The sequence below is a fragment of the Sphingomonas sp. genome (assembly GCF_965200135.1).
Taxonomy (GTDB): domain Bacteria; phylum Pseudomonadota; class Alphaproteobacteria; order Sphingomonadales; family Sphingomonadaceae; genus Sphingomonas.
Genome location: NZ_CBDATK010000007.1, coordinates 258,549 through 282,353, shown reverse-complemented (window position 1 = coordinate 282,353; position 23,805 = coordinate 258,549). Strand labels below are relative to the sequence as shown.

General features: G+C 69.4%; 29 protein-coding genes. 18 read left to right on the top strand and 11 right to left on the bottom strand.

Features of this window, described 5'->3' with window-relative positions:
* Both ACOFKS_RS09560 and ACOFKS_RS09555 read right to left on the bottom strand, forming a co-directional pair.
* Complete coding sequence (locus ACOFKS_RS09560; RefSeq protein ID WP_419809012.1) at positions 1 to 399, bottom strand: type II toxin-antitoxin system VapC family toxin; 399 nt, start codon at positions 397 to 399, stop codon at positions 1 to 3.
* Positions 396 to 650 carry a type II toxin-antitoxin system VapB family antitoxin gene (locus tag ACOFKS_RS09555; protein WP_419809011.1) on the bottom strand — a complete coding sequence of 85 codons (255 nt, stop codon included), beginning with the start codon at positions 648 to 650 and terminating at the stop codon, positions 396 to 398. The genes ACOFKS_RS09560 and ACOFKS_RS09555 overlap by 4 nt, the downstream gene beginning before the upstream one ends.
* Before the next feature lie 95 nt (positions 651 to 745).
* On the opposite strand from ACOFKS_RS09555, the gene ACOFKS_RS09550 reads away from it, so the two are divergent.
* The 3 genes from ACOFKS_RS09550 to ACOFKS_RS09540 all read left to right on the top strand — a co-directional run bounded on the left by ACOFKS_RS09550 (position 746) and on the right by ACOFKS_RS09540 (position 2,310).
* Complete coding sequence (locus tag ACOFKS_RS09550; protein ID WP_419809010.1) at positions 746 to 1,417, top strand: glutathione S-transferase family protein; 672 nt, start codon at positions 746 to 748, stop codon at positions 1,415 to 1,417.
* Entirely contained in the window at positions 1,417 to 1,788 is a 372-nt protein-coding gene (locus ACOFKS_RS09545; protein ID WP_419809009.1) for a tRNA-binding protein, read from the top strand. The genes ACOFKS_RS09550 and ACOFKS_RS09545 overlap by 1 nt, the downstream gene beginning before the upstream one ends.
* Before the next feature lie 210 nt (positions 1,789 to 1,998).
* Complete coding sequence (locus tag ACOFKS_RS09540) at positions 1,999 to 2,310, top strand: chorismate mutase (protein ID WP_419809008.1); 312 nt, start codon at positions 1,999 to 2,001, stop codon at positions 2,308 to 2,310.
* A gap of 18 nt (positions 2,311 to 2,328) precedes the next feature.
* Here ACOFKS_RS09540 and ACOFKS_RS09535 read toward each other — a convergent pair whose 3' ends face one another.
* Complete coding sequence (locus ACOFKS_RS09535; protein ID WP_419809007.1) at positions 2,329 to 3,174, bottom strand: metallophosphoesterase; 846 nt, start codon at positions 3,172 to 3,174, stop codon at positions 2,329 to 2,331.
* A 168-nt stretch (positions 3,175 to 3,342) separates the two neighbouring features.
* Between ACOFKS_RS09535 and ACOFKS_RS09530 the strand changes: the two genes are divergently transcribed.
* Genes ACOFKS_RS09530 through ACOFKS_RS09520 form a run of 3 tightly spaced genes read left to right on the top strand, consistent with a single transcriptional unit; the run spans position 3,343 to position 6,699 of the window.
* On the top strand, positions 3,343 to 4,950 hold the full coding sequence (locus tag ACOFKS_RS09530) for a cisplatin damage response ATP-dependent DNA ligase (RefSeq protein WP_419809006.1): 1,608 nt from the start codon (positions 3,343 to 3,345) through the stop codon (positions 4,948 to 4,950).
* Positions 4,951 to 4,999: 49 nt separating this feature from the next.
* Positions 5,000 to 5,845, top strand: coding sequence for an ATP-grasp fold amidoligase family protein (locus ACOFKS_RS09525; RefSeq protein ID WP_419809005.1), 846 nt, complete (start codon positions 5,000 to 5,002; stop codon positions 5,843 to 5,845).
* Positions 5,818 to 6,699 (top strand): EamA family transporter, encoded by an 882-nt coding sequence (locus ACOFKS_RS09520; RefSeq protein WP_419809004.1) that lies wholly within the window; start codon positions 5,818 to 5,820, stop codon positions 6,697 to 6,699. The genes ACOFKS_RS09525 and ACOFKS_RS09520 overlap by 28 nt, the downstream gene beginning before the upstream one ends.
* Here ACOFKS_RS09520 and ACOFKS_RS09515 read toward each other — a convergent pair.
* A complete protein-coding gene (locus ACOFKS_RS09515; RefSeq protein ID WP_419809003.1) occupies positions 6,683 to 7,468 on the bottom strand; it encodes a glutaminyl-peptide cyclotransferase in 786 nt (261 codons plus the stop codon). The genes ACOFKS_RS09520 and ACOFKS_RS09515 overlap by 17 nt on opposite strands.
* Before the next feature lie 89 nt (positions 7,469 to 7,557).
* On the opposite strand from ACOFKS_RS09515, the gene ACOFKS_RS09510 reads away from it, so the two are divergent.
* Complete coding sequence (locus ACOFKS_RS09510) at positions 7,558 to 8,277, top strand: 2-phosphosulfolactate phosphatase (protein ID WP_419809002.1); 720 nt, start codon at positions 7,558 to 7,560, stop codon at positions 8,275 to 8,277.
* Between the two features lie 103 nt (positions 8,278 to 8,380).
* Here the strand turns inward: ACOFKS_RS09510 and ACOFKS_RS09505 are convergent, their stop codons facing one another.
* Positions 8,381 to 9,250, bottom strand: a complete 870-nt coding sequence (locus tag ACOFKS_RS09505; protein WP_419809001.1) for a cold-shock protein — start codon at positions 9,248 to 9,250, stop codon at positions 8,381 to 8,383.
* Between the two features lie 196 nt (positions 9,251 to 9,446).
* On the opposite strand from ACOFKS_RS09505, the gene ACOFKS_RS09500 reads away from it, so the two are divergent.
* The 6 genes from ACOFKS_RS09500 (at position 9,447) to rpoN (ending at position 14,385) form a co-directional block, all read left to right on the top strand.
* The gene (locus ACOFKS_RS09500; RefSeq protein WP_419809000.1) at positions 9,447 to 10,217 is read left to right on the top strand and encodes a TerC family protein; all 771 of its coding nucleotides are present in this window, start codon (positions 9,447 to 9,449) and stop codon (positions 10,215 to 10,217) included.
* Between the two features lie 40 nt (positions 10,218 to 10,257).
* Entirely contained in the window at positions 10,258 to 10,881 is a 624-nt protein-coding gene (locus tag ACOFKS_RS09495) for a ribonuclease D (RefSeq protein WP_419808999.1), read from the top strand.
* Positions 10,874 to 11,530 (top strand): LPS export ABC transporter periplasmic protein LptC, encoded by a 657-nt coding sequence (lptC, locus tag ACOFKS_RS09490; RefSeq protein ID WP_419808998.1) that lies wholly within the window; start codon positions 10,874 to 10,876, stop codon positions 11,528 to 11,530. Before ACOFKS_RS09495 ends, lptC begins: the two co-directional genes overlap by 8 nt.
* Before the next feature lie 6 nt (positions 11,531 to 11,536).
* The gene (locus tag ACOFKS_RS09485; protein ID WP_419808997.1) at positions 11,537 to 12,061 is read left to right on the top strand and encodes an LptA/OstA family protein; all 525 of its coding nucleotides are present in this window, start codon (positions 11,537 to 11,539) and stop codon (positions 12,059 to 12,061) included.
* Positions 12,062 to 12,154: 93 nt separating this feature from the next.
* Positions 12,155 to 12,928 carry an LPS export ABC transporter ATP-binding protein gene (gene lptB / locus ACOFKS_RS09480; protein ID WP_419808996.1) on the top strand — a complete coding sequence of 258 codons (774 nt, stop codon included), beginning with the start codon at positions 12,155 to 12,157 and terminating at the stop codon, positions 12,926 to 12,928.
* A 17-nt stretch (positions 12,929 to 12,945) separates the two neighbouring features.
* Entirely contained in the window at positions 12,946 to 14,385 is a 1,440-nt protein-coding gene (gene rpoN, locus ACOFKS_RS09475) for an RNA polymerase factor sigma-54 (RefSeq protein ID WP_419808995.1), read from the top strand.
* A 16-nt stretch (positions 14,386 to 14,401) separates the two neighbouring features.
* Here rpoN and ACOFKS_RS09470 read toward each other — a convergent pair whose 3' ends face one another.
* From ACOFKS_RS09470 to ACOFKS_RS09455, 4 genes are all read right to left on the bottom strand, one after another.
* Positions 14,402 to 14,560: a hypothetical protein gene (locus ACOFKS_RS09470; RefSeq protein ID WP_419808994.1), complete on the bottom strand. Its 159-nt coding sequence runs from the start codon at positions 14,558 to 14,560 to the stop codon at positions 14,402 to 14,404.
* Between the two features lie 32 nt (positions 14,561 to 14,592).
* Positions 14,593 to 15,066: a Fic family protein gene (locus ACOFKS_RS09465; RefSeq protein WP_419808993.1), complete on the bottom strand. Its 474-nt coding sequence runs from the start codon at positions 15,064 to 15,066 to the stop codon at positions 14,593 to 14,595.
* Positions 15,067 to 15,084: 18 nt separating this feature from the next.
* Complete coding sequence (locus ACOFKS_RS09460; RefSeq protein WP_419808992.1) at positions 15,085 to 15,258, bottom strand: hypothetical protein; 174 nt, start codon at positions 15,256 to 15,258, stop codon at positions 15,085 to 15,087.
* 72 nt (positions 15,259 to 15,330) lie between these two features.
* Positions 15,331 to 16,329, bottom strand: a complete 999-nt coding sequence (locus ACOFKS_RS09455; RefSeq protein ID WP_419808991.1) for a ligase-associated DNA damage response exonuclease — start codon at positions 16,327 to 16,329, stop codon at positions 15,331 to 15,333.
* 104 nt (positions 16,330 to 16,433) lie between these two features.
* Between ACOFKS_RS09455 and ACOFKS_RS09450 the strand changes: the two genes are divergently transcribed.
* The 5 genes from ACOFKS_RS09450 to pdeM all read left to right on the top strand — a co-directional run bounded on the left by ACOFKS_RS09450 (position 16,434) and on the right by pdeM (position 22,492).
* Positions 16,434 to 16,616: a hypothetical protein gene (locus tag ACOFKS_RS09450; protein ID WP_419808990.1), complete on the top strand. Its 183-nt coding sequence runs from the start codon at positions 16,434 to 16,436 to the stop codon at positions 16,614 to 16,616.
* 266 nt (positions 16,617 to 16,882) lie between these two features.
* Positions 16,883 to 19,294 carry a ligase-associated DNA damage response DEXH box helicase gene (locus tag ACOFKS_RS09445; RefSeq protein ID WP_419808989.1) on the top strand — a complete coding sequence of 804 codons (2,412 nt, stop codon included), beginning with the start codon at positions 16,883 to 16,885 and terminating at the stop codon, positions 19,292 to 19,294.
* A 39-nt stretch (positions 19,295 to 19,333) separates the two neighbouring features.
* Positions 19,334 to 20,326, top strand: a complete 993-nt coding sequence (locus ACOFKS_RS09440; protein ID WP_419808988.1) for an aspartyl protease family protein — start codon at positions 19,334 to 19,336, stop codon at positions 20,324 to 20,326.
* A 70-nt stretch (positions 20,327 to 20,396) separates the two neighbouring features.
* On the top strand, positions 20,397 to 21,788 hold the full coding sequence (locus ACOFKS_RS09435; protein WP_419808987.1) for a M20/M25/M40 family metallo-hydrolase: 1,392 nt from the start codon (positions 20,397 to 20,399) through the stop codon (positions 21,786 to 21,788).
* Between the two features lie 41 nt (positions 21,789 to 21,829).
* The gene (gene pdeM, locus ACOFKS_RS09430; protein ID WP_419808986.1) at positions 21,830 to 22,492 is read left to right on the top strand and encodes a ligase-associated DNA damage response endonuclease PdeM; all 663 of its coding nucleotides are present in this window, start codon (positions 21,830 to 21,832) and stop codon (positions 22,490 to 22,492) included.
* 486 nt (positions 22,493 to 22,978) lie between these two features.
* On the opposite strand, the gene msrA is transcribed toward pdeM, so the two are convergent.
* Both msrA and ACOFKS_RS09420 read right to left on the bottom strand, forming a co-directional pair.
* Positions 22,979 to 23,638 carry a peptide-methionine (S)-S-oxide reductase MsrA gene (gene msrA / locus ACOFKS_RS09425; protein WP_419808985.1) on the bottom strand — a complete coding sequence of 220 codons (660 nt, stop codon included), beginning with the start codon at positions 23,636 to 23,638 and terminating at the stop codon, positions 22,979 to 22,981.
* Positions 23,635 to 23,769, bottom strand: coding sequence for a hypothetical protein (locus ACOFKS_RS09420; RefSeq protein ID WP_419808984.1), 135 nt, complete (start codon positions 23,767 to 23,769; stop codon positions 23,635 to 23,637). The genes msrA and ACOFKS_RS09420 overlap by 4 nt, the downstream gene beginning before the upstream one ends.
* Positions 23,770 to 23,805: the final 36 nt, after the last annotated feature.

Here is a 23,805-nt window from a genome sequence, read left to right as displayed (position 1 = left end):
TCAGGCGGTTAGCGCCGACATGATATCCGTCTGGGCGAAGTCATCGCCCTTGTAGAGCAGCGGACACCCGGCGACCGCCGCCACCGCATAGGCCATGCAGTCCCCGAAGTTGAGCGCGGCGCGGTGGCGACCCTTGCCGAAGCGATCAAGCGCGCCGGTCGCGGCAATGAGGTGCGGCCGGCCGAAAGCGATTTGCTCGACCGTGTCGGCCAGCAGCGCGGCAATCGCTTTCTCCGCCGTGAGGGCGCCGACCCGCGCCGTCATCACCAGCCGCAGTTCCAGGATCGTCGGCATACCGATCAACAGCCGATCGGCAGCCGCCATCGTTTCCGCATACAGGTCGGCCTCTGGTTCCTGTTCGAGGATCGTGACGAGCGCCGACGTATCCAGCGCGATCATGTCGGCAGGCCGTGCTCGTCATAGCCGAGGATTTCGTCGGGCGTTCGCGGATCGAGCACCGGCATCGTCGCGATGATGGTCTGTGCCTCGCGGATCTGGTGCAGGTAGGACTCGAAGCGCACGGGCGTGCCCTCCCGTTTGAGCTCGTTGCGAACCGCGATGCCGATCGCGTCGGTCAGGGACAGGCCGCGTTCGGTCGCGAGCTGACGGATCGCGCGTTCATATTCGTCATGCTTGATGCTGATGCCCATCGGCTCTTTCCAGAAAAGTCGCGTTCTTTCTAGAAATGACGGCTCGGCCGCGCAACCGCTTCCCGCGCCTCGTCCGCTGGCCTAACGACGATGCCATGTGGCAGCTTTTCCAATTCCCCCTGTGCCCCTTCAGCCGCAAGGTGCGCCTGCTGCTCGGCGAGAAGGGCATCGGCTATGAGCTGGTGCGCGAATCGCCCTGGGCGCGGCGCGACGAGTTCATCGACATGAACCCCGCCGGCCAGACGCCGGTGATGGTCGATGCGGGGCGCGGCATCGTCCTGATCGATTCGATGGCGATCTGCGAATATCTGGAGGAGACCGTCGACAAGACGGCGATGATCAACGGCACCGCCGTCAACCGCGCGGAAATTCGCCGCCTCGTCACCTGGTTCGACACCGATTTCTTCCGCGACGTCACCGGCCCGCTGCTGTTCGAGCGGATGGAAAAGCGCGTCGCGCACGGGCAAGCGCCCGAGGCGCGGCACCTGCGCGAGGCGATGAAGGGCGCGATCAAGCATCTCGACTATACCGACTATCTGCTCGATCACCGCCAGTGGCTGGGCGGGGCGACGATGAGCCTCGCCGATCTGGCGGCGGCGGCGCAGATTTCGGTCACCGACTATCTCGGCGGCATCGACTGGAAGGGGCACGAACAGACGGCGCGCTGGTATCGCGGGCTGAAGAGCCGCCCCAGTTTCCGCCCGCTGCTGAGCGAGCGGATGGAGATGGTCGCGCCGCCGCAGCATTACGACAATGTGGACTTCTGATGCATCTGGTTCCCGATCCCGCCGCGCCGGCGGCCGAGGCGATCGGCTTCGACGACTTCCTGCGGGTCGACATCCGCGTCGGCACCGTCGTCGCCGCCGAGCCCTTTCCGGAGGCGCGCAAGCCGGCGCTCAAGCTCCGCATCGACTTCGGCCCGACGATCGGCGTCAAGCGCTCGTCGGCGCAGGTGACCGAGCATTACACACCCGAGGCGCTGGTCGGGCGTCAGGTCGCGGCCGTGGTCAACTTCCCGCCGCGCCAGATCGGCAAGTTTCTGTCCGAGGTGCTGACGCTCGGCTTTCCCGATGCGGCGGGCGCAGTCGTACTGATCGCGCCGGGCCAGCCGGTGCCGAACGGCGGCCGGTTGTTTTGAGCGTCCGAGGTTCGTCCGAAAGAGCCGCACCCGGCCAAAGGTGACCAAAGGTTACACCAAAACGCTGCGTCCGATCGGCGCCGGAAACGGCGTCGGCTTGGTCGTCCGGTCGGGTCAAAGAGCGGCGGCGTCGATGCCACGGCCGGCGAGGTGTAGGACAGCGTAAAGGTCCGTGATGGACTTGGCCGCGCAACCGGCTAAGCGGCGCGGATGACGACGCCCGCGGCGATCCTGGCCGGCCCCGACTGCACCACGATGGCGGAGGTCCGCGCCGGCGTCGACCAGGTCGATCAGGAACTGGTGGCGCTGCTCGCCCGTCGTTTCGCCTATATGGACGCGGCGGCGCGGATCAAACCGAGCCGCGACGCCGTCCGCGACGAAGCGCGCAAGGCGCAGGTGATCGACAACGTCCGCGCGCTGGCGCGGGCGGCGGGGTTGCCGGAGGCGGTGCTGGCCGACCTGTGGGACCGGCTGGTCGAAGCGTCGATCGCCTATGAACTGGCGGCCTACGACGCCGGCTAGGGGCCGGCTAGGGGCCGGCTAGGGACCGAGCGTCAGCAGCCACAGGTCCGGCGGCGCGCCGTAGCGCAGCGGCAGGCTGGCGCCGATGCCGCCGGTGACCAGCACCAGCCGACCCGGATCGCGCACCGCGCCGCACTCGTAGCGCGGGTCGTAGAGCGCTTCGCCATAGCGATGCAGCGCCAGCGACCCGACCAGCGGCAGCACCGCCTGCCCGCAATGCGTGTGCCCGGCCAGCAACAGCGCCGCCTCGCCGCGCGGCAGCTGCTTCGTGGTGTCGGGCGTATGCGTCAGCACGACGCGCGCGCCGGGCACTCCTCGCGCCGCCGCCAGCGCCCGGCCCACGTCGGCATGGCCCGAGAAGCCGTCGTCGATCCCGATCACCGCCAGCGGCCCGCGCGCTGTCGCCTGATTCGCCAGCACGGTGATCCCGGCCCGCTCCAGCGCGCGCCGTACCTCGACCGGCGCGGTCCAGTGATCGTGATTGCCCAGCACCGCCACCACGCCCAGCCGTGCGTGCAGTCCGGCCAGCGGTCGCGTCAGCCGCGCCGCATAGTCACGCCCCTTCACCGGATCGTGCCCCGCCACGAAGTCACCGGCGATCACCACCAGATCGGGCCGCAGCGCGTTTACCTGCGCCACGACGCGCGTCAGGCGATCCTCGTCGGTCGCCGGGCTGCCGATATGGATGTCCGACAGCAGCGCGACGGTGACCGGGGCCGCGCCGGCGGGCCAGCCGGGCAGCCGCACCGTCAGCCGCGGCACCACCGGGTCGGCGCGAGCGTTGCGGTAACCGACCAGCGCCACGACGCCGACGATGAGCGCGAGCACCAGCACCACCCGGCCGAATTTACGTCTCTTTCGCAAGCGCTGCTCCATGCGACACTCCTGCCCCGATCGGCGGGCGAGACGCAATCTCTCGGCCCGCCAGATCGCCCGTCACGCTCGACCCTGCCGGATGAGGATCGCCGCGCCATCGTTGCTGCATACCGCACGCGGCCGAAACGGAACCCGCTGCCGACGCGTTACCCGCGGATGCACACCTTCGCCGCGCTCCTGGACAGTCTGATCTATACGCGCGGGCGTAACGGCAAGCTGAAGCTGATCGCCGATTACCTGCAGGCGACACCCGATCCCGACCGGGGCTGGGCGATGGCGGCGCTGACCGAGGAGCTGGACCTGCCCGCGGTCAAGCCGGCGCTGATCCGCGCGCTGATCGAGAGCCGCGTCCACCCCGTGCTGTTCCGGATGAGCCGCGACTATGTCGGCGACACCGCGGAGTGCGTGGCGCTGCTCTGGCCAGCGCCTACGGCTCCGGTCGATCCGGCGCCGCTGTCGATCACCGAGGCGGTGGACCGGCTGAAGCACCTGTCGCGCTCGGACGCGCCGGCGGTGCTCGCCGGGATGCTCGACCGGCTCGACGCGGAGGAGCGGTTCGCGCTGCTCAAGATGGCGACCGGCGCGATGCGCGTCGGCGCGTCCGCCCGCCTCGCCAAGACCGCCTTCGCGCAAGCCTTCGGGCTGGAGCTCGAGGCGGTGGAGGAGGTGTGGCACGGCATCGACGCGCCGTACCCGGAGCTGTTCGCCTGGGGCCAGGGCACCGGCGCGCAGCCGACCGCCGCCGATGTGCCCGTGTTCCGTCCGTTCATGCTCGCCCACCCGCTGGAGGACGCGCGCGTGTCGCTCGACGACTATGTCGCCGAATGGAAGTGGGACGGCATCCGCGTCCAGATCGTCCATGTCGTCGACAAGGAGGGGGCCGGGCAGACTCGCCTCTACAGCCGCACCGGCGACGACGTGACCGGCAGCTTCCCCGATGTCGCGAGCGCGTTTGCGGAACCGGGTGTGGTCGACGGCGAGCTGCTGGTGAAGGGCGAGTTCCAGGGCGGGGCGCTGGACGACGGCGGTGGCGCGGCGAGCTTCAACGCGCTGCAACAGCGGCTCGGGCGCAAGGTCGTGTCGGCGAAGATGCTGGCCGACTATCCGGCCTTCGTCCGGCTCTACGACATCCTGATCGACGGCACCGAGGATGTCCGCGCGTTGCCGTGGACGCAGCGACGCGCGCGATTGGAGCGGTTCGTCACCGGCCTAGACCCCGACCGCTTCGACCTGTCGCAGGTCGTCGAGGCGGAGGACTTCACCACGCTCGAGGCGGTCCGCGCGGGTGCCCGCGACGCCGCGATCGAGGGCATGATGCTCAAGCGACGCGACAGCCCGTACGTCCAGGGTCGCCGTGCCGGGCTGTGGTATAAATGGAAGCGCGATCCGCTGACCGCCGACTGCGTGATGATGTACGCGCAGCGCGGCAACGGCCGCCGGTCGAGCTGGTATTCCGATTACACCTTCGGCTGCTGGACCGAGGAGGGCGAGCTGTTGCCGGTCGGCAAGGCGTACCAGGGGATCACCGATCAGGAGATCGCCGAACTCGACCGCTTTGTACGCACCCACACACTGAACCGCTTCGGCCCGGTGCGCGAGGTCGAGAAGACGATGGTGCTGGAGATCGCGTTCGACTCGATCCACGCCTCCGGCCGCCACAAGAGCGGCGTCGCCATGCGCTTCCCCCGCATCGCCCGGATCAGGACCGACAAGCCGGCGGCGGAGGCGGACCGGATCGACACGCTCAAGCGGCTGATGACCTGACCGCACAAACCGCTGTCCTCCGGCGGGTCGACCGCCCTATCGGCATCCGGTGAGCACCTCGTTTTCCGGTATCGGTTCCGCAGGGCGCGCGCCGCGTCTGCTCGCCCGGATGCGGCTTCACCTGACCTATGGCTGGCGCCTGCGCCGCCGCCTGCGGCTGGCCCGACCGGTGCTGTTCACCGAATGGGTCATGCATCGCAAGGCGAGCGACCGCGATCCGCGCCTGCCGGCCCTGCTGGACAAGGTCGCCGCCAAGTCGCTGGTCGCCGGTCGGCTGGGAGGCGACTGGGTGACCCCGACGCTGTGGCATGGCCGGACGCTGCCGGACGCGCCGCCCTGGCCGTTCCCGTTCGTTCTGAAGGCACGGCACGGCTGCGGTCAGGTCATGGTCGTGCGCGATCGGCGCGACTGGACCGAAGCGCGGCGCCGCGCCGCGCGCTGGACCCGCCACGGCTATGGTCGCTGGCTCGACGAATGGGCCTATGCGGGCGTGCCGCGCGGTCTGCTGGTCGAACCCTATCTCGGCGACGGCCCGACATTGCCGGTCGACTACAAGCTGTTCGTCTTCGGCGGCCGCGTCGCGTTCGTGCAGGTCCACCTGGATCGCGCCACCCGCCACCGTTGGATCGTCATGGACCGACGGTGGCGCCGGGCCTCGCCGGCGACGGGCGATCGCGATCCCTCGCGTCCCGTGTCGCTCGATCGCATGATCGCCGGGGCGGAGGCGCTGGCGGCGGGATACGACTTCCTGCGCGTCGATCTCTACGAAGTCGCCGGCCAGCCGCGGTTCGGCGAATTCACCGTCTATCCGGGATCGGGCCTGATGCCCGTGATCCCGCCGTCGCTCGATCTGGCGATGGGCGATCTATGGCGCCGCGCGCGCGACCCGGCGTGACGCCCTTCATCCTCCCCGCCGCGATGATGGTCGCGTCCGGCGCGATCCACGCGGTCGTCAACGCGATCGTGAAGGGCCCCAAGGCACAGGCCAGCGACCCGCTGCACGCGCGCATGGTCGCGCGCGGCAGCACCGATGGGGCGAGCGCGCTGCTGTTGCTGCCCGCGACGTTGTTGGTGGCATGGCCGAGCGGCGCGATCGGCTGGCTGGCGATCAGCGCCGCCGTTCACCTCGTCTACCTCTACGCGATGATCCGCACCTATGCCGTCGCCGACCTCAGCGCCGCCTATCCGGTGATGCGGGGGAGCGCGCCGCTGTTGACGGCGGCGATCAGCGTCGGGCTGTTCGGCGAGCGGGTCGCGATCGCCGATTTGGCGGGGATCGCGATGATCGGCGCGGCGATCCTGACACTGGTGCTGGGCCGGCACCTCGATGCGAAGGCGCTGGGCTGGGCGCTGACGACGGGCGCGATGACCGCGCTCTACACCGTCGCGGACGCGCACGGCGTGCGCGCGGCGCCGTCGCCGGCGAGCTACATCGCCTGGGACTTCGTGCTGATCGGCGCGATCAGCATCGCGATGTTCGCAGGGCTGACGCGCGGGCGGCTGTTCGCCGACCTGCGCGCGCAATGGCGGCCCGGTGCGGCGGCGGGGACGCTGTCGGTCGTCACCTATGGGCTGGCCTTGTGGGCGCTGTCGCTCGGGCCGACCGCGCCGCTCGCCGCCTTGCGCGAGACCGGGATGGTGACCGCGCTGATCCTGTCGGTGGCCTTCCTGGGCGAGTCGGTGACGTGGCGGCGGGCGGCGGCGGTGGGCGGCATCCTCGCCGGCGCTGGCCTCATCCTGCTGGGGTGAGCGCGATCTGGAAGACGCTGGGCCAGAGCTTGCCGGTGACGAACAGGCGGCGGTGCGTGACGTCCCAGGCGATGCCGTTGGCGACCGCCTCCGGATCGGTGACGCGGACCTGTGCCACCACCGCGCGCAGGTCGATCACGGCGGTGACGCGCCCGCTCGCGGCGTCGATACGGACCAGATACGGCGTGTGCCAGACGTTGGCGAGCAGCGCGCCGTCGACCCATTCCAGCTCGTTGACCTGATCGAGCGGCCGGCCGCGCAGCGTCACCGATACGGTGCGGCGCACCGCCAGCGTGCGCGGATCGAGGAAGCGCAGCGTCGGCGTGCCGTCCGACTGGATCAGCTGCGTGCCGTCGCTGGTCAGCCCCCAGCCTTCGCCGGTGAACCGTCCGTTGCCCCGTGGCTTCAGCGTACGGATGTCCCAGCGATGCGCGACGCCGCCATGCCAGGTAAGGCTGACCAGCTCGCTGCCCCAGGCGGCGAGGCCCTCACCGAACTCGCTCGCGGGGATGCGCGCGCGTGCGGTGACCTTGCCGTCGGCGAGGGAGACGCGCCGGACGTCGGAGCGGCCCTCCATCCCGGTGCTCTCGTACAGCGCGCCGTCGTGGAATAGCAGCCCCTCGGTGAAGGCGCTGGTGTCGTGTGGGAAGCGCGCGACGATGCGGGCGGTCAGGATGGGGATGGGCGAGGTCGGCGCTGGCGCTGTCTGGGGCGCGGGCGCTGCCTGAGGCGCGGCGGCGAGAAGGGCAAAGGAGAGAATCACGCGCACGCGCTCCCGTTACACGCCCCGGCGGGGGCGGCGCCATCGCTTAGCGATCGTTCCACGGATTACCTTGGCTTGTGCCGATCCGCGCTGGCATGACGAGGCCGATGCCGACGATCGCGTGCGAATGGGGCCTGGCCGGGATCGAGGCATGGCGGAATCGGGCGGCCGTCTTCGTGATCGTCGACGTGCTTTCCTTCTCGACGGCGGTCAGCGTCGCGGTGGAGCGAGGCGCGACGGTGATCCCCTTTCCCTATGGTGATCCGGCGGCGGCGACCGCCGAGGCGGCGCGGCGTGGGGCGGTGGCGGCATCGCCGCGCGGCGCGGGTGGCGGGCAGCTCAGCCTGTCGCCGGTCAGCCTGAAGATGCTCGAACCCGGCGCGCGGGTGCTGCTGCCGTCGCCGAACGGCGCACGCCTGTCGCTCGCGACCGGCGATGTGCCGACGATCGCGGGCTGTCTTCGCAATGCATCGGCGGTCGCCGCAATGGCGGACCGGATCGCGGGCGACGGCAACATCGTCGTCATCGCGGCGGGCGAGCGCTGGCCGGATCAGTCGCTGCGGCCGGCGATCGAGGATTGGCTCGGCGCGGGTGCGATCGTCGCGGGGTCACGCGCGACCGCCGACGCGGAAGCCGGGCTGGCGGCGGCGACGTATCGGGCGGCGGCAATGGAGCTGGGCGACGTGGTGCGCGCGAGCAGGTCCGGCCGTGAACTCATCGGCTGGGGCTATGGCGAGGACGTCGAGGTGGCGCTTGAGGTCGACGCGACGACCGCGGTGCCCCTCCTGCGCGACCTGAGTTACGGCGAGGCGTGACGCCGGAGGAGGCGGTGGCGGACAAACGCGATCCGGCGGGCAAGAAGAAGCCCGCCCGGAAGGTCCGGACGGGCTTACATCTTTCAGACGGGTATGAGCTGGCTCAGCCCAGCGGGGCGAGGTTCACCGCCGCATGCTTGCCGCGACGGTCGACCTCCAGCTCGAACTGGAGCTTGTCGCCCTCGTTGAGCGTCGGCATGCCCGCGCGCTCGACGGCGGAGATGTGGACGAACGCATCCGGCTGGCCGTCGTCGCGCTGGATGAAGCCGAAGCCCTTCATGGCGTTGAAGAACTTGACGGTGCCCGTCGCCTTTTCGCCGGTCAGCTCGCGCTGCGGCGCGCCGCCGCGGTCGCCACCGCCGAAGCCACCGCCGCCCTGACGCGGACCACGGTCGCCGAAGCCGCCGCTGTCGCGGGGCTCACGCGGGGGCGCGCGATCGGTAACGGCCATCGGCTCGCCGTCGATCTTGAGGTCGGTCGCGGAGATGCGGCCACCACGATCGACCAGGGTGAAGCCGAGCGGCTGACCCTCGGCCAAGCCGGACAGGCCCGCCTGCTCGACCGCGGAGATGTGGACGAACACGTCCTCGCCGCCATCGTCACGGACGACGAAGCCGAAGCCCTTTTGACCGTTGAAGAACTTGACCACGCCGGTGCCCTCGCCGACGACCTGCGGGGGCATGCGGTTCCCACCGCCGCCGCCGCCACCGAAGCCGCCACCGCCGCCGCCGCGGAACCCACCGCCGCCACCGCTACCGCCGCCGAAGCCACCACCGCCGCCGCCACGGAACCCACCGCCGCCGCCGCCGAAGCTGCTGCCACCGCCGCCGAAACCGCCGCCGCCGAAGCTGCTACCGCCACCGAAGTCGCCGCCGCCACCGCCGCCGAAATCACTGCTGCCGCCGCCGAAATCGTCGCGCTTGTCGCGCCCGCGTCCGCCACGATTGCCGCGGCCACCCTTGTCGTAACCCATAACCCTGTTCGTCTTCCCGACTCGTCCTCTTCAACAAAACCGGACGTCGGACGACGAACGCAACCGGCCGAACGCGCAAAAATCTTTGGCGCCTCGAACAGTCCATAACCCATTTCGCAAGCACGCGCGAGGCGATTCGTCGTCCTCCGGTGCGCTTCCTTGCGTAATTGTGGCAGGAACGGCACAGGACTGGGGCATGTCCGACATTTTCACGCTCGCGACCGACCCGTCCGCCTGGGCCGCGCTGCTCACCCTGGTGGTGCTGGAGATCGTACTCGGCATTGACAATCTGGTCTTCATCTCGCTCCTGTCCAACCGCCTGCCGGAAGCGGATCGGCAGCGGGTACGGCGGCTGGGCATCGGGTTGGCGCTGGGGATGCGGCTGCTCCTGCTGTCGGCGATCGCGTGGCTGGTCGGGCTGACCGCGCCGGTGATCGACCTGGGGCTGCGCGGCGCACCGGGCGCGCATGGCGAGCCGACGTTCGAGACCGCTTTTTCGTGGCGCGACCTGATCCTGATCGCGGGCGGGCTGTTCCTGTTGTGGAAGGCGACCACCGAGATCGGCCATACCATGGACGATCACGGCGACGGCGCGGAGAAGACCGAGCGGCCCGCGCCCTCGATCGGTTCGGCGATCGCGCAGATCCTGGCGCTGGACCTCGTCTTCTCGATCGATTCGATCCTGACCGCGGTCGGCATGACCGATCACCTGCCGATCATGATCGCCGCGGTCGTCATCGCGGTCGGCGCGATGCTGCTCGCGGCCGATCCGCTGGGCAATTTCATCGCCAGGAACCCATCGGTGGTGATGCTGGCGCTCGCGTTCCTGCTGATGATCGGGCTGGTGCTGATCGCCGACGGGTTCGGCGTGCACGTACCCAAGGGGTATATCTACGCCGCGATGGGCTTCGCGGGGCTGGTCGAAGGGCTGAACCTGTTCTCACGGCGACGCAACGCGACGCACTGAGCGGTTTGCATCGCCGGGCGGCGCGGCTAGGGCAGCGTCGATGACCGTTCACCTGCACGAGGAAGACCTGCCCGCCGGCGACCTGTTCGCTCCGGGCGCCGCGATCGCCGTCGATACGGAGACGATGGGGCTCATCACCCCGCGCGACCGGCTGTGCGTGGTGCAGTTGTCGGACGGCGGGGCGGAAGAGCATCTGGTCCGCTTCGGCCCCGGCAGCGACTATGCCGCGCCCAATCTGAAGGCGCTGCTCGGCGATCCGGCCCGGCTGAAGCTCTATCATTTCGGCCGCTTCGACATCGCGGCGCTCGGGCATTACCTCGGCATCGTCGCCGCGCCCGCCTGGGATACCAAGATCGCGTCGCGGCTGATCCGTACCTACACCGATCGGCACGGGCTGAAGGAGCTGGTCAAGGAACTGCTAGGGCAGGACCTGTCGAAACAGCAGCAGTCGTCCGACTGGGGCGGGCCGGAGCTGTCGGACGCGCAAAAGGATTACGCCGCGTCCGACGTGCGCTTCCTTCACCGATTGAAGGCGGAGCTGGAGCGGCGATTGGTGCGCGAGGGGCGGATGGCGCTAGCGCAGGCGTGCTTCGACTTCCTGCCGACGCGCGCGGCGCTTGACTTGGCCGGCTGGCCCGAGATCGATATCTTCGCGCATGCTTGAGGTGCTGCCGGTCTCGAACGCGGCCAGGCGGGAGCGCAGCGCGCGCGAGCGGTGGGCCGCGCCCGGCAGCAGCCACGACCGGCTGATCGCGACGCTGTCGGTGGCGCTGCCGGTCGGGGTCGGCGTGCTGGCGGCGTTCCTGGTGATGGCGCCGATCTATCAGTCGGGCGACGTGTCGTTCGTGCTCGACAAGAACAAGGTCGCGGTCGCGCACGAGCGGCTGAAGATCCAGGCCGCGCAATATCGCGGGCAGGACGCCAAGGGTCAGGCGTTCACGCTGAACGCGGGGTCCGCGGTCCAGCGCACCTCGGCGCAGCCGGTGGTGGAACTGACCCGGCTCGACGCGGGGCTGCAACTGCCCGATGGCCCCGCGCGGCTCCACGCCGACCGCGGGCGCTACGACATGGACAGCGAGCAGGTGCATGTCGACGGCCCTATCCAGTTCCGCGCCGCCGACGGCTATGCGCTCGACACGTCGGATGCGACGCTGGACCTGAAGGCGCGGCGATTGCAGAGCGGGGGCGTGGTGACGGGCACGGTTCGGCAGGGGACCTTCTCCGCCAATCGCCTGCACGCCGATCTGTCCGGGCGCACGGTGACGCTCGACGGCAATGCCCGCTTGCGTATCCAGCCACGAGGTCCGAAGTAACCGGCCATGCGCGTTCTTCCGCTCCTGTTCGTTCTCGCCGTCGCCGGCCCCGCGCTGGCCCAGCGCGGCCACAACACCAACGCGCCGATCGATTTCGGCGCCGACCATATCGAGTTGCAGGACAAGGCGAACCGGGCGTTGTTGTCGGGCAACGTCTCGGTGAAGCAGTCGGAGATGAACCTCACCGCCGCGCGGATGACCGTCGCCTATACCGGGCAGGTGGTCGGCGGGAACCCGCAGGTCTCGCGGCTGGACGCCAGCGGCGGCGTCACGGTGCGCCGGCCCGACCAGACTGCGCGGTCCAGCTATGCGATCTACGACCTCAACAAGCGGGTCATCACCATGCTGGGCGCGGTGACGCTGACGCAAGGCGGCAATACGATCAACGGCGGGCGGCTGACGATCAACCTCGATACCGGGCGCGCGGTGATCGACGGTTCGTCGACCGGCAGCGCGGGTGCACCGTCCGGCGCCACGACCACGCGCGGTGGCCGCGTCACCGGCACCTTCTCGGTTCCCGATCGGCGGTAGGGCTGGCGCCGGGCGCCGATCTCATGCACGAATCCTGCCATCAAGGTCGGCGGTAGCGAACCGTTAACCACTTTGCTGCGAGGCCGCTTGCCGATGGACGCCGTCACCGACACGCTGAACGCCCCGCTGGAGGAGGCGCCCGTCGACCGCGGGCTGCAGGTCGTGTCGATCGCCAAGAGCTACGACAAGCGATCGGTGCTGACCGACGTGTCGGTGTCGGTCGGCCGTGGCGAGGTGATCGGGCTGCTCGGACCCAACGGTGCGGGCAAGACGACGTGCTTCTATTCGGTGATGGGGCTGGTGAAGCCCGATTCGGGCCGCATCATGCTCGACGGCGACGACATCACCGGCCTGCCGATGTACCGCCGCGCGATCCTGGGGCTCGGCTATCTGCCGCAGGAGACCTCGATCTTTCGCGGCCTGTCGATCGAGAAGAACATCCTGACGGTGCTGGAGCTATCGGAGCCGAACAAGGCGGTGCGCCAGCAGAAGCTCGACACGCTGCTTGACGAGTTCGGGCTGACGCGACTGCGGTCGGCGCCGGCGATGGCGCTGTCGGGCGGCGAGCGGCGCCGGGCCGAGATCGCGCGCGCGCTGGCCGCGGAGCCCTCGATCATGCTGCTGGATGAGCCGTTCGCGGGCATCGACCCGATCTCGATCGCCGACATCCGCGATCTGGTGAAGGACCTGAAGCGCCGCGACATCGGCGTGCTCATCACCGACCACAACGTCCGCGAGACGCTGGAGATCGTCGACCGCGCCTACATCATCTACGACGGCCGCGTGCTGTTCAGCGGCTCGCCGGAAGCGCTGGTGGCGGACGCCAACGTGCGGCGGCTGTACCTCGGCGAAAGCTTCGAGCTTTAGGCCATGCGCGTGCGCCGATGAGCCTCGCCCCCTCGCTCCAGCTTCGCCAGTCGCAGTCGCTGGTGATGACGCCACAATTGCAGCAGGCGATCAAGCTGCTGACGCTGTCGAACCTGGAAATCGAGGCGTTCATCGCCGAAGAAGTCGAGCGCAACCCGCTGCTCGCCGCCGACCAGACGAGCGGGCGTTCCACCCCCGAGCCGGTCGAGGCCGCGCCCGTCGAGGCGGACAGCGCGGCGGGCGAGGGCGCGCTGGATGTCGACGTCGCCGCCGAGCGCTTCGACGACGGACCCAGCGAGGCGGCGCTGTCGACCGGCCCCGTCGGCGCGGGCGCGGCCGGCGAGGAGCTGCCCGACCTGGACACGCTCGGCGCGCCGCCCGAAAGCCTCCATGATCATCTCCGCGCGCAGGCTGGAACGGCGGTGGCGGCGACCGACCTCGGGATCGCCGAGGCGCTGATCGACCAGATCGACGAGGCCGGTTATCTCCGTGCCTCGCTGCTCGACATGGCGACGCGGCTCGGGGTGCCGCTGGCGCGGGTCGAGGCGGTCCTCGTCACTATCCAGACCTTCGACCCGACCGGCGTCGGTGCGCGTGACCTGGCGGAGTGTCTGGCGTTGCAGGCACGCGAGGCCGATCGCTACGATCCGTGCATGGCGCGGTTGATCGACAATCTCGACCTGCTCGGGCGCGGCGAGGTGAAGCGGCTGCAACGGATGTGCGGCGTCGACGACGAGGACATGGCGGACATGATCCGCGAACTGCGCGGCTATGACCCCAAGCCCGGCTGCCGCTATGGCGGCGACCCGGTGCAGGCGGTCGTCCCCGACCTGTTCGTGACGCGCAGCCGCGACGGCTGGACGATCGAACTCAACGCCGCGACGCTGCCGCGCGTGCTGGTCAACCGCCGCTATCACGCGCAGCTCGCGTCGGGCGCGCAGGACAAGGCGTCGAAGGCGTGGCTGGGCGATATGCTCGCCAGCGCCAACTGGCTGGTCAAGGCGCTGGACCAGCGCCAGCGCACGATCGTCAAGGTCGCGACCGAGATCGTCCGGCAGCAGGAGGCGTTCTTCCTTCATGGCGTCTCGCACCTGAAGCCGCTGACGCTGGCGCGCATCGCCGACGCGATCGAGATGCACGAATCGACCGTCAGCCGCGTGACGTCGAACAAATATCTCCATTGTGCGCGCGGACTGTTCGAGCTGAAATACTTCTTCACCAGCGCGATCCAGGCGGCGGACGGCGGCGAGGCGGTGTCGGCGGCGGCGGTCCGCGCGGCGCTGAAGGCGCTGATCGCGGGGGAGGGCGATCAGGTGCTGTCCGACGATACGCTGGTCGACCTGCTCAACGCCAAGGGCTTCGACATCGCGCGCCGCACGGTGGCGAAATACCGCGAGGCGATGGGCATCGGCAGCTCGGTGCAGCGGCGGCGGGCGAAGGCGCTGGAGCGGGCGTAGCCTTAACGTTGCGCGATCAATGCAGAATGCGGGCGTCGTCGGGCGTGGACCCAGGCTGTTGGCTGGCAGCGTCGAAAACACCTGCCAGCTGCTTGGCCAGATAGCTCTCCAATAGCTCCTTCATCGGTAACAGGTCAGGATCACCTTGCTTGGCCGACTCGTCGATACTCTCCAACGCATCATAATAGGGTGTCTTGTTGCGTGCGATCAGTTCGGGGATGTCACGCGGCTGGGAAAGCGGTGCCCCGCAGCGGCAGGCAGGACGAGGTATGCTACCGCGCGCGATGTCCGGCCGTTGCCATCGTTAAAAGGATGGATCCAGTTCAGGCGCCACATCACGTACGAGCACAGTGTGATCGGCGACGCATGTGACCATCGGTCGTTCACCCAGTCACACATCTCCTCCATCAACCCTGCTACCAGATACGCTCCGGGCGGATTATGGCTGCTCTTGCCGATCCTGATGTCGCCGGGGCGCCAGTTTCCCGTATAAGCCGACAGCCCCTCCAAGGCGAGGCGATGAAGCTGCTGGATGATCGAGACACGCAGCCGGAACGATTGACCCCCCACGCTCCACGTCGTCGATGAGGTCCAGTACCCGGTCGAACTGCGCGACTGCGTTGGCCGCCTCGCGTTCGGCTCGCTCCTGCTCGTCGACGATAAGCGACGGGGCGTCTGCATCGCTGTCACCTTCGTCACTCACGTCCGCGTTGTCGCCTTGTCGGCTGCCGCGTCGATCATTGCGCGCGTGACGCGCTCGTTCTCGATATGCGCGTTGCCGTATGCGAAGCTTCGCCGCTGCTCCTCCTTGTCGGCGGCAGACATAGGCACGCTGGCCGCGCGCTCGATGAGGCGCTTGATCTCGTCAGTCATAACAATGCTCCGTACCGCTTGTATGGCGCTGTGGCAGATTTCGGCGTCAACCGTTTTGCGGCGGTCTGGTCGCTAATCATCCTCGTCCTCGAACCCCGCCAGATGCAGCGGTTTCGCCTTCATCTGGCGCATCGCGCACCAGTGGACCAGCGCCTCCTCGCGCCCGTGCGTGACCCACACCTCCTTTGGCGCGATCTCGGTCAGCGTGTCGGTCAGCTCGTCCCAGTCGGCGTGATCGGACAGGATCAGCGGCAGCTCGACGTTCTTCTGCCGCGCTCGCTGGCGAATCCGCATCCAGCCGCTCGCCATTGCGGTGATCGGGTCGGGCAGGCGCCGGGACCAGCGGTCGTTGAGCGCGCCGGGCGGGCAGAGCACGACATGGCCCGCCACCTCCTTTTTCGGCGCGCCCGTGGCGGGCAACAGCTCGCCCAGCCGCACGCCGTGATCCTCGTACAACTCGCACAGCCGGGTGAGTGCGCCGTGGATATAGATCGGCGCCATGTGCCCGCGCTCGCGCAACTCGGCGATGACGCGCTGCGCCTTGCCCAGCGCATAGGCGCCGACCAGCACGCAGCGGTCGGGGTTGGCGTGGAGCGCGGCGATCAGCTTGTCGATCTCGTCGCCGGTGTCGGGATGGCGGAACACCGGCAGCGCGAAGGTAGCCTCCGTCACGAACACATCGCACCTGACCGGCTCGAACGGCAGGCAGGTCGGGTCGGCGCGGCGCTTGTAGTCCCCCGACACGACGACGCGCTCGCCGCGGTGGTCGAGCACGATCTGCGCGGAGCCGAGCACATGGCCGGCGGGGACGAAGCCGATGTCGACTTCTCCCAGACGGATCGTCTCGCCATAGGCGACCGGACGCCCGGTCTGCTCGCCGTAGCGCGCGGCCATGATCGCCAGCGTCTCGGGCGTCGCCCACACCTCGCGATGACCGCCGCGCGCATGGTCGGCATGGCCGTGCGTCACCAGCGCGCGCGCGGTCGGCTCGGACGGGTCGATCCAGGCGTCGGCGGGGCGGACGTAGATGCCGTGCGGATGAGGTTCGAGCCAGTCGCCGAGACGCGCCATGTTACCACTACGCTTGAAGCCCGTGCGGCGATCCGCGCGCAACGGAGCGAAACGCCGGCTCGCGGCGTTGAGGGACGACACAGGTTCGAGAAGGTGGCGGCGCGATGATGTATATGTGGACGATTATCGGCGCTGTGCTGCTCGCCGCTGCGATCGGCTGGGCGGCGCTCAACAATCGCCAGTCGAAGCGCGGGCTGGAGCGTACCGAACGCGCGACGCGCGACCTCTACGCGGAGCAGGATCGCGCGGACAAGGCGGGTGAGAGTCAGCGCGACGACGCGCGATAGGCGCATCGCCGCGCCACCCGGCGAGTGTCTGAGCAGCGATGTCGCGTCTGCGAACGCTGGTCTACGGACGCCCGGCCGTGAGATAAGGGCGTGTGATCCCACCGGCCTTCCTCATGTGGGGACAGATATCGGGCGCCGGCTAATGTTATCCGATCCTCACGGTGCAAGGCTCCGCGCCATGTCGGCAGGTGCGGTTATGCCCATTCCGCGATGGTACGGTGAGATGGCGTGAGGACCGCGACGTTCCGCGCGGACCGGCCTAGCCGGTGACAGATCTTCCCGCGCCCCTTCCCGACTGGTTCGCCGGACGCGGCTGGACGCCGCGGCGGCACCAGCGCGACATGCTCGATCGCGCCCGCGCCGGGCGGCACACGCTGCTGGTGGCCGCGACCGGGGCGGGCAAGACGCTGGCGGGGTTCCTGCCGACACTCGCCGAGCTGATCGAGCATCCGTCGGCCGGGCTGCACACGCTCTACGTGTCGCCGCTCAAGGCGCTGGCGATCGACATCCAGCGCAATCTGCTCGGACCGATCGGCGAGATGGACCTGCCCATCACCGTCGAGACGCGCACCGGCGACACGCCGTCCGACCGCAAGGCGCGGCAGCGGGTCAAACCGCCCAACATCCTGCTGACGACGCCCGAATCGCTGTCGCTGCTGCTGTCCTATCCCGACAGCGCGTTGATCTTCGCCGGCCTGCGGACGATCGTCGTCGACGAGGTCCATGCCTTCGCCACCGGCAAGCGCGGCGACCTGTTGTCCTTATGCATGGCGCGGCTGCAACGGCTCGCGCCTGCGCTGCGCCGCGTCGCGCTGTCGGCGACGGTGGCGGACCCGGACGGCTATCGCGCGTGGCTGGCGCCCGACGGCGATATCGGCGCGGTCGACCTGGTGCTGGGCGAGCCCGGCGCCGATCCCGACATCGCCATCCTGCTACCTCAGGACCGGGTCCCGTGGATGGGCCATTCGGGCCGCTACGCCGCCGAACAGGTGATGGCGGAGATCGAGACGCACCGCACCTCGATCGTCTTCTGCAACACGCGCAGCCTCGCCGAGCTGATCTTCCAGGATCTGTGGAAGGTGAACACGCTGGGCCTGCCGATCGGCGTCCATCACGGCAGCCTCGCGAGGGAGGCGCGGCGCAAGGTGGAACAGGCGATGGCGGACGGCCGCCTGCGCGCGCTGGTCGCGACCGCGTCGCTCGACCTCGGCGTCGACTGGGGCGACGTCGATTGCGTGATCCAGATGGGTGCGCCCAAGGGTTCGTCGCGGCTGCTGCAGCGGCTCGGCCGGTCCAACCACCGGCTCGACGAGGCATCCGAGGGCATCCTCGTGCCCGGCAACCGCTTCGAGTATCTGGAGGCGCGCGCGGCGCTCGACGCGGTGGAGGCGGGGGAGCTCGACCCCGACATCTTCCGCCCCGGCGCGCTCGACGTGCTCGCGCAGCACGTCATGGCGTGTGCCTGTGCAGCGCCGTTCCGCGCGCCCGAGCTGCTCGACGAGATCAGGTCGGCGCTGCCCTATTCGGCGCTGACCGACGAGCTGTTCGACCGTGTCCTCGGCTTCATCCGCGACGGCGGCTATTCGCTGAAGGCGTACGACCGGTTCAAGCGGCTGGTCGAGGAAGACGGCGTCTGGCGCGTCAGCCACCCGAAGTTCGTCGCCCAGCACCGCCTCAACGCCGGCATCATCGTCGAGGCGACGATGCTGACGGTGCGGTTCAAGAACGGCCGCAATCTCGGCAAGGTCGAGGAGAGTTTCGCCGCGCAGCTGTCGCCCGGCGACACCTTCTTCTTCGCCGGCCTCAGCTGCGAGGTCGAGCGCATCGATACCGAGGATCTGGTGGTGCGCGCGTCAAGCCGGCCCGCGCGCATCCCGACCTATGGCGGCAGCCGGATGCCGCTGTCGACCAACCTCGCCGACCGCGTTCGCGGCTTCCTCGCCGATTCGGCGCAATGGGCGCGCTTCCCCGCCGACGTGCGGGAATGGCTGGAGATCCAGCTCAAGCGCTCGGTGTTGCCCGAGCCTGGCCAGCTGCTGGTCGAGACCTTCCCGCGCGAAGGGCGCAACTATATGGTCGCCTACAGCTTCGAGGGCTGGAACGCGCACCAGTCGCTGGGCATGCTGGTGACGCGGCGGATGGAGGCGACGGGACTGAAGCCGCTCGGCTTCGTCGCCAACGACTATGCGCTCGCGACCTATTCGATCGAGCCGGTCACCGATCCCGCCAGCCTGTTCTCCGCCGATATCCTGGAGCACGAGTTCGTCGACTGGGTGCAGCAGTCGCATTTGCTGAAGCGTGCGTTCCGGGAAGTAGCGGTGATCGGCGGGCTGGTCGAGCGCCAGCACCCCGGCAAGCGCAAGACCGGGCGGCAGGTCACCTTTTCGACCGACCTGATCTATGACGTGCTGCGGAAATACGAGCCGGGCCACCTGTTGCTTCAGGCGGCGTGGGACGACGCGCGGGCGCGGATGACCGATGTCGGGCGGCTGGCGGGGCTGCTGGATCGAGCCGCCGACACGATGGTCCATGTCGACCTGCCGCGCGTGACGCCGCTGGCGGTGCCGGTGCTGACGCTGATCGGCCGCGAGCGGGTGGCGACCGGCGGTTCGGGCGAGGACGCGCTGCTGATCGAGGCGGAGGCGCTGGCGGCGGAGGCAATGCGCGTCGATCCATGAGGGATTGCGAAAGGCCCGGATCGGGCGCAGCATCGGGTCATGGCCGGCTTTCTCCTCCTGCTCGCCGCCGCCGCAGCAGCCGTTCCCGCCGCGCCGCCGCCGCTCGACACTGCGCTCGCACAACTGGTGATCGCGCCGCCGACGCCTGCGCCGGTGCCGTTGTCGGAGGAGGCGATGCTCGCCTTCGGGGCGGACGGCAGCCGGATGACGGTGCCGGTCTCGATCAATCAGCGGGGGCCGTGGAACTTCGTCATCGATACCGGCGCCGAGCGGACGGTGGTCAGCCGCGAGCTGGCGGGCGTGCTCGGCCTGTCGTCGGGGCCGATCCTGCGGGTGATCTCGATGACCGGGCCGTCGCTGACCAGCTCCGTCGTCGTGCCCCGGCTGTCGGTCTCGACCATCGCGCATGCCGGGATTGAGGCACCGGCGCTGGGCGCGCGCGACCTGGGCGCGGTGGGGATGCTGGGCATCGACGCCTTGCAGGGTCATGCCGTATCGATCGACTTCGACCGCGGCCGCATGACGCTCAAGCCGTCGCGGCGGCGCGCGTCGGCGCGTTACCAGCAGGCCGCGAACGAGGTCGTCGTCACCGCGCGCTCGCTCTACGGGCAGCTGATCGTCACCGACGCCTTTTGGCACGGCCGGCGCATCTCGGTCATCATCGACACGGGATCGCCGGTGACGATCGGCAACCGCGCGCTGCTGACCGCGATCACCAGCCGGCCCAAATTGGTCGGGCCGATGGAGATGACCTCGGCGACCGGCGGCACATTGCGCGCCGAGGCATTCACGGTCGATCAGCTCGACATCGCCGGCATCGGCTTCCGCAATTTCACCGTCGCCTTTTCGGACGTGCCGCCGTTCGCGCGCTTCGGGCTGGGCGACACCCCGGCGCTGCTGCTCGGGATGGATGCCCTGCGGCTGTTCCGGCAGGTCAACATCGACTTCGCCAACCGCGAGATCCGCTTCGCCCTGCCGAAAGGGCGGGTCGGGCTGGGGTTCGACGACTCGAGATCGGTGCCGGTCGACTGACCGTCACACCGGCACATTGCCCTTGCCGCCGTTTGCCGCTCTACACCGGACAGATGATCGGGAGGGTGCGATGAAGCTGGGGTGGATGACGGCGGCGGCGGTGCTGATGGCGCCGGGTGCGCAGGCGCAGACGCGGCCGGATCAGCAGGCGTTCTTCGCGCTCTACAAGGAGCTGGTCGAAACCAACACGACGCTGTCGTCGGGCAGCTGCACGCAGGCGGCGGCGCAGATCGGCGCGCGGCTGAAGGCGGCGGGCTATACCGACGCGCAGCTGACCTACTTCTCCGTGCCCGATCACCCCAAGGAGGGTGGGCTGGTCGCGGTGCTGCCCGGCAGCGATCCGCGCGCCAGGCCGATGCTGCTCCTCGCGCATCTCGACGTGGTCGAGGCACGGCGCGAGGACTGGCAGCGCGATCCGTTCACCCTCGTCGAGGAGGGCGGCTATTATTACGGTCGCGGCACCGTCGACGACAAGGCGCAGGCGGCGATCTGGACAGATGCGATGATCCGCTTCCGCACCGCCGGCTATCGGCCGAAGCGCACGATCAAGCTGGCGCTGACCTGTGGCGAAGAGACGACCTTCGCGTTCAACGGCGCGGAGTGGCTGGCGAAGAACCGGCCCGAGCTGATCGCGGCGGAGTTCGCGCTCAACGAGGGCGGCGGCGGGCGCAACGACGAGCGCGGCAACCGCCAGCTGCTCGCGATCCAGGTCGGTGAGAAGGCGGCGCAGAACTATACGTTCGCGACCACCAATCCGGGCGGGCACTCGTCGCAGCCGGTGCCGGACAACGCGATCTACCGCCTCGCGGATGCGCTGAAGGCGGTGCAGGGCTACGAGTTCCCCGTCCGCTTCACCGACACGACGCGGGCGTTCTTCACCGCCAGCGCCAAACAGCTGGGCGGCGAGACGGGGACGGCGATCACGCGGCTTCTGGCGAACCCGCAGGACGGCGGGGCGGATGCGATCGTCAGCCGCGACAAGGCGCTGCACTCGACGCTCCGCACCACCTGCGTGGCGACGCTGGTCAACGCCGGCCACGCCGAGAACGCGCTGCCGCAGCGGGCGACCGCCAACGTCAACTGCCGCATCTTTCCCGGCGAAACGGTGGAGGGCACGCTCGCCCGGCTGAAGGAGCTGGCCGGGGCGGGGGTGACCGTCACCGCCAACCAGCCGATCCGCCCGACCGCGATCCCGCCGACGCTGGACCCGAAGATCATCGGCCCGGCGCAGGCGGTGGCGGCGCGCCACTTTCCCGGTCTGCCGATCCTGCCGGTGATGTCGACGGGCGCGACCGACGGCATCTTCTTCGAGGCGATCGGCATCCCGGTCTATGGCGTGCCCGGCATGTTCATCGACAAGGACGGCGGCGGTATCCACGGCCTGAACGAGCGCATCCGGGTGCGGTCGCTGTACGACGGGCGGGACTATCTGTTCGATCTGGTCAAGGCATATGCGGGCTAAGCCCTTGAACCGACCGAGTCGCGGCGGCTAAGGGCCGGGACATGGTTCCCTTTTCGTTCGGTGGGCACGCGCTGTTCGCGCTGGGGCAGGGGGCACTGTTCTGGCCGGCGCGGCGCGCGCTGCTCGTCGCCGACCTGCATCTGGAAAAGGGCAGCTGGTTCGCGACCAAGGGCCAGATGCTGCCGCCCTACGACACCTTGGCGACGCTGGCCGATCTGGAGGCGCTGGTCGCGGCGACCGGCGCGACGGAGACGTGGTGCCTGGGCGACAGCTTCCACGATCGCGAGGGGTGCGAGCGGCTGCCGGTGCAAGCGCGGGCGACGCTGGAGCGACTGACGGCCGTGACGCGCTGGACGTGGATCACGGGCAATCACGATCCGATCATCACCGACCGCTGCGGCGGCGCGCTGATCGAGGAGGCGGTGGTCGACGGGCTGGTGCTGCGCCACGAGGCCGACCCGCACGAGACGCGGCCGGAGCTGTCGGGGCATTTCCATCCCAAGCTGCGGCTGACGGTGCGGGGCCGACCCGTCGCGCGGCGGTGCTTCGTCGCGTCGCCGAGCAAGCTGATCCTGCCCGCCTTCGGCGCGCTGACCGGCGGCATGGACCCGAGCCACCCCGCGATCGTGCGGGCGATGGGCGGGCCGGCGGAGGCGCTGGTCCCGGTCGAGGATCGGATGCTGCGGTTTAGGCTGGCCGCCTGAACGCGGTGGAAGAGGTGCCTGGGGTCCTGGAAATCCGGGCGGTCCGCTCGGGTCGGGGCCAAAGGTAACGAAAGGTAACACCAAAACGGCTTTTCGGTCAGCGGCCTGTGGCGAGCGGAACTTCCCGAACTTCACGCCAGATCCAGGCCGCATCGGAGTGGCGGCGGCGGAAGGTGACCAAAGGTAATACCAAAACGACCTGCGTCGCGGGCCCGCACGGGCCCTACATCGTCGGATCGCACGATGGCGCTGTCGGTCGGCCGGCGATGAGAACGTGCCTGGTAGGGGTGGCACAAGGGCTCTCTTGTAGGACAGCGGTGATTGTCCCGCTGGGCGCTGCGGTCGGTGCAGGACATTGCACCCGGCAGGTAGCCCTGCCCCTATCCCTACGCCGCCTTCTGCTCGGCCACCCGAGTCTGGATGTGCCCCTGACGTGGCGAGAAAGAGGGGCGGGGATTGCCTTGCCTTAAGCCCGTCGAACGGCGATCAGCGCGCCAGCGCGGGGAACCCGGCCTTGAAACCGGCGACCTTGGGCTTGTCCCACATCACGATATACGGGTGCGCCGGGTTCTTTCGATAGAAGCCCTGGTGATAGGCTTCCGCCGGGAAGAAGCCGCCGGTCTCGACCCGCGTGACGATCGGTTGCGGATAGGCATGGGCGGCGCCGAGTTGCGCGATATAGGCACGCGCGACGGCGGCCTGACGCGGGTTCTGCGGGAAGACGGCGGAGCGATAGCTGGGGCCGGAGTCCGGACCCTGACGGTTCAGTTCGGTCGGGTCGTGCGCGATCGAGAAATAGACACGCAACAGCGTCGCGTAGCTGACCTGGCGGGGATCGTAGGTGATCCGCACCGCCTCGGCATGGCCGGTGCGCTCGGTCGAGACCTGGTCATAGGTCGCGGTGGCGCGGGTGCCGCCCGCATAGCCGGCGACGACGTCACGGACGCCGCGGACCTGCTCGAACACCGCCTCCATGCCCCAGAAACAGCCGCCAGCGAGGACCGCAGTCTGTAGCCCCGGCGCCGGCGCCACGTCGGCGCGCGCGGCGGGGATCGGCACCGCGCGCTCCGCGCTTGCCGCGCCGGTCAGCGCGACGCCGCCTGCCACGGCAGCGCCCATAGCGAGGAAGGGCAGGAGGCGCTTCATCGCTGGACCGTGTGGGTCGGAGTGACGTGCGCCTTCGCCTCGGCGGGATGCAGCACGACGAGACCGGCGGCGCCGAGCGCGAAACCGGCGGCGAACTGCCACACGAAGCTGGATTTGAAATAGCTCAACATTTGCAACACTCGTTGGTTGACTTTCCGTGTGAACAG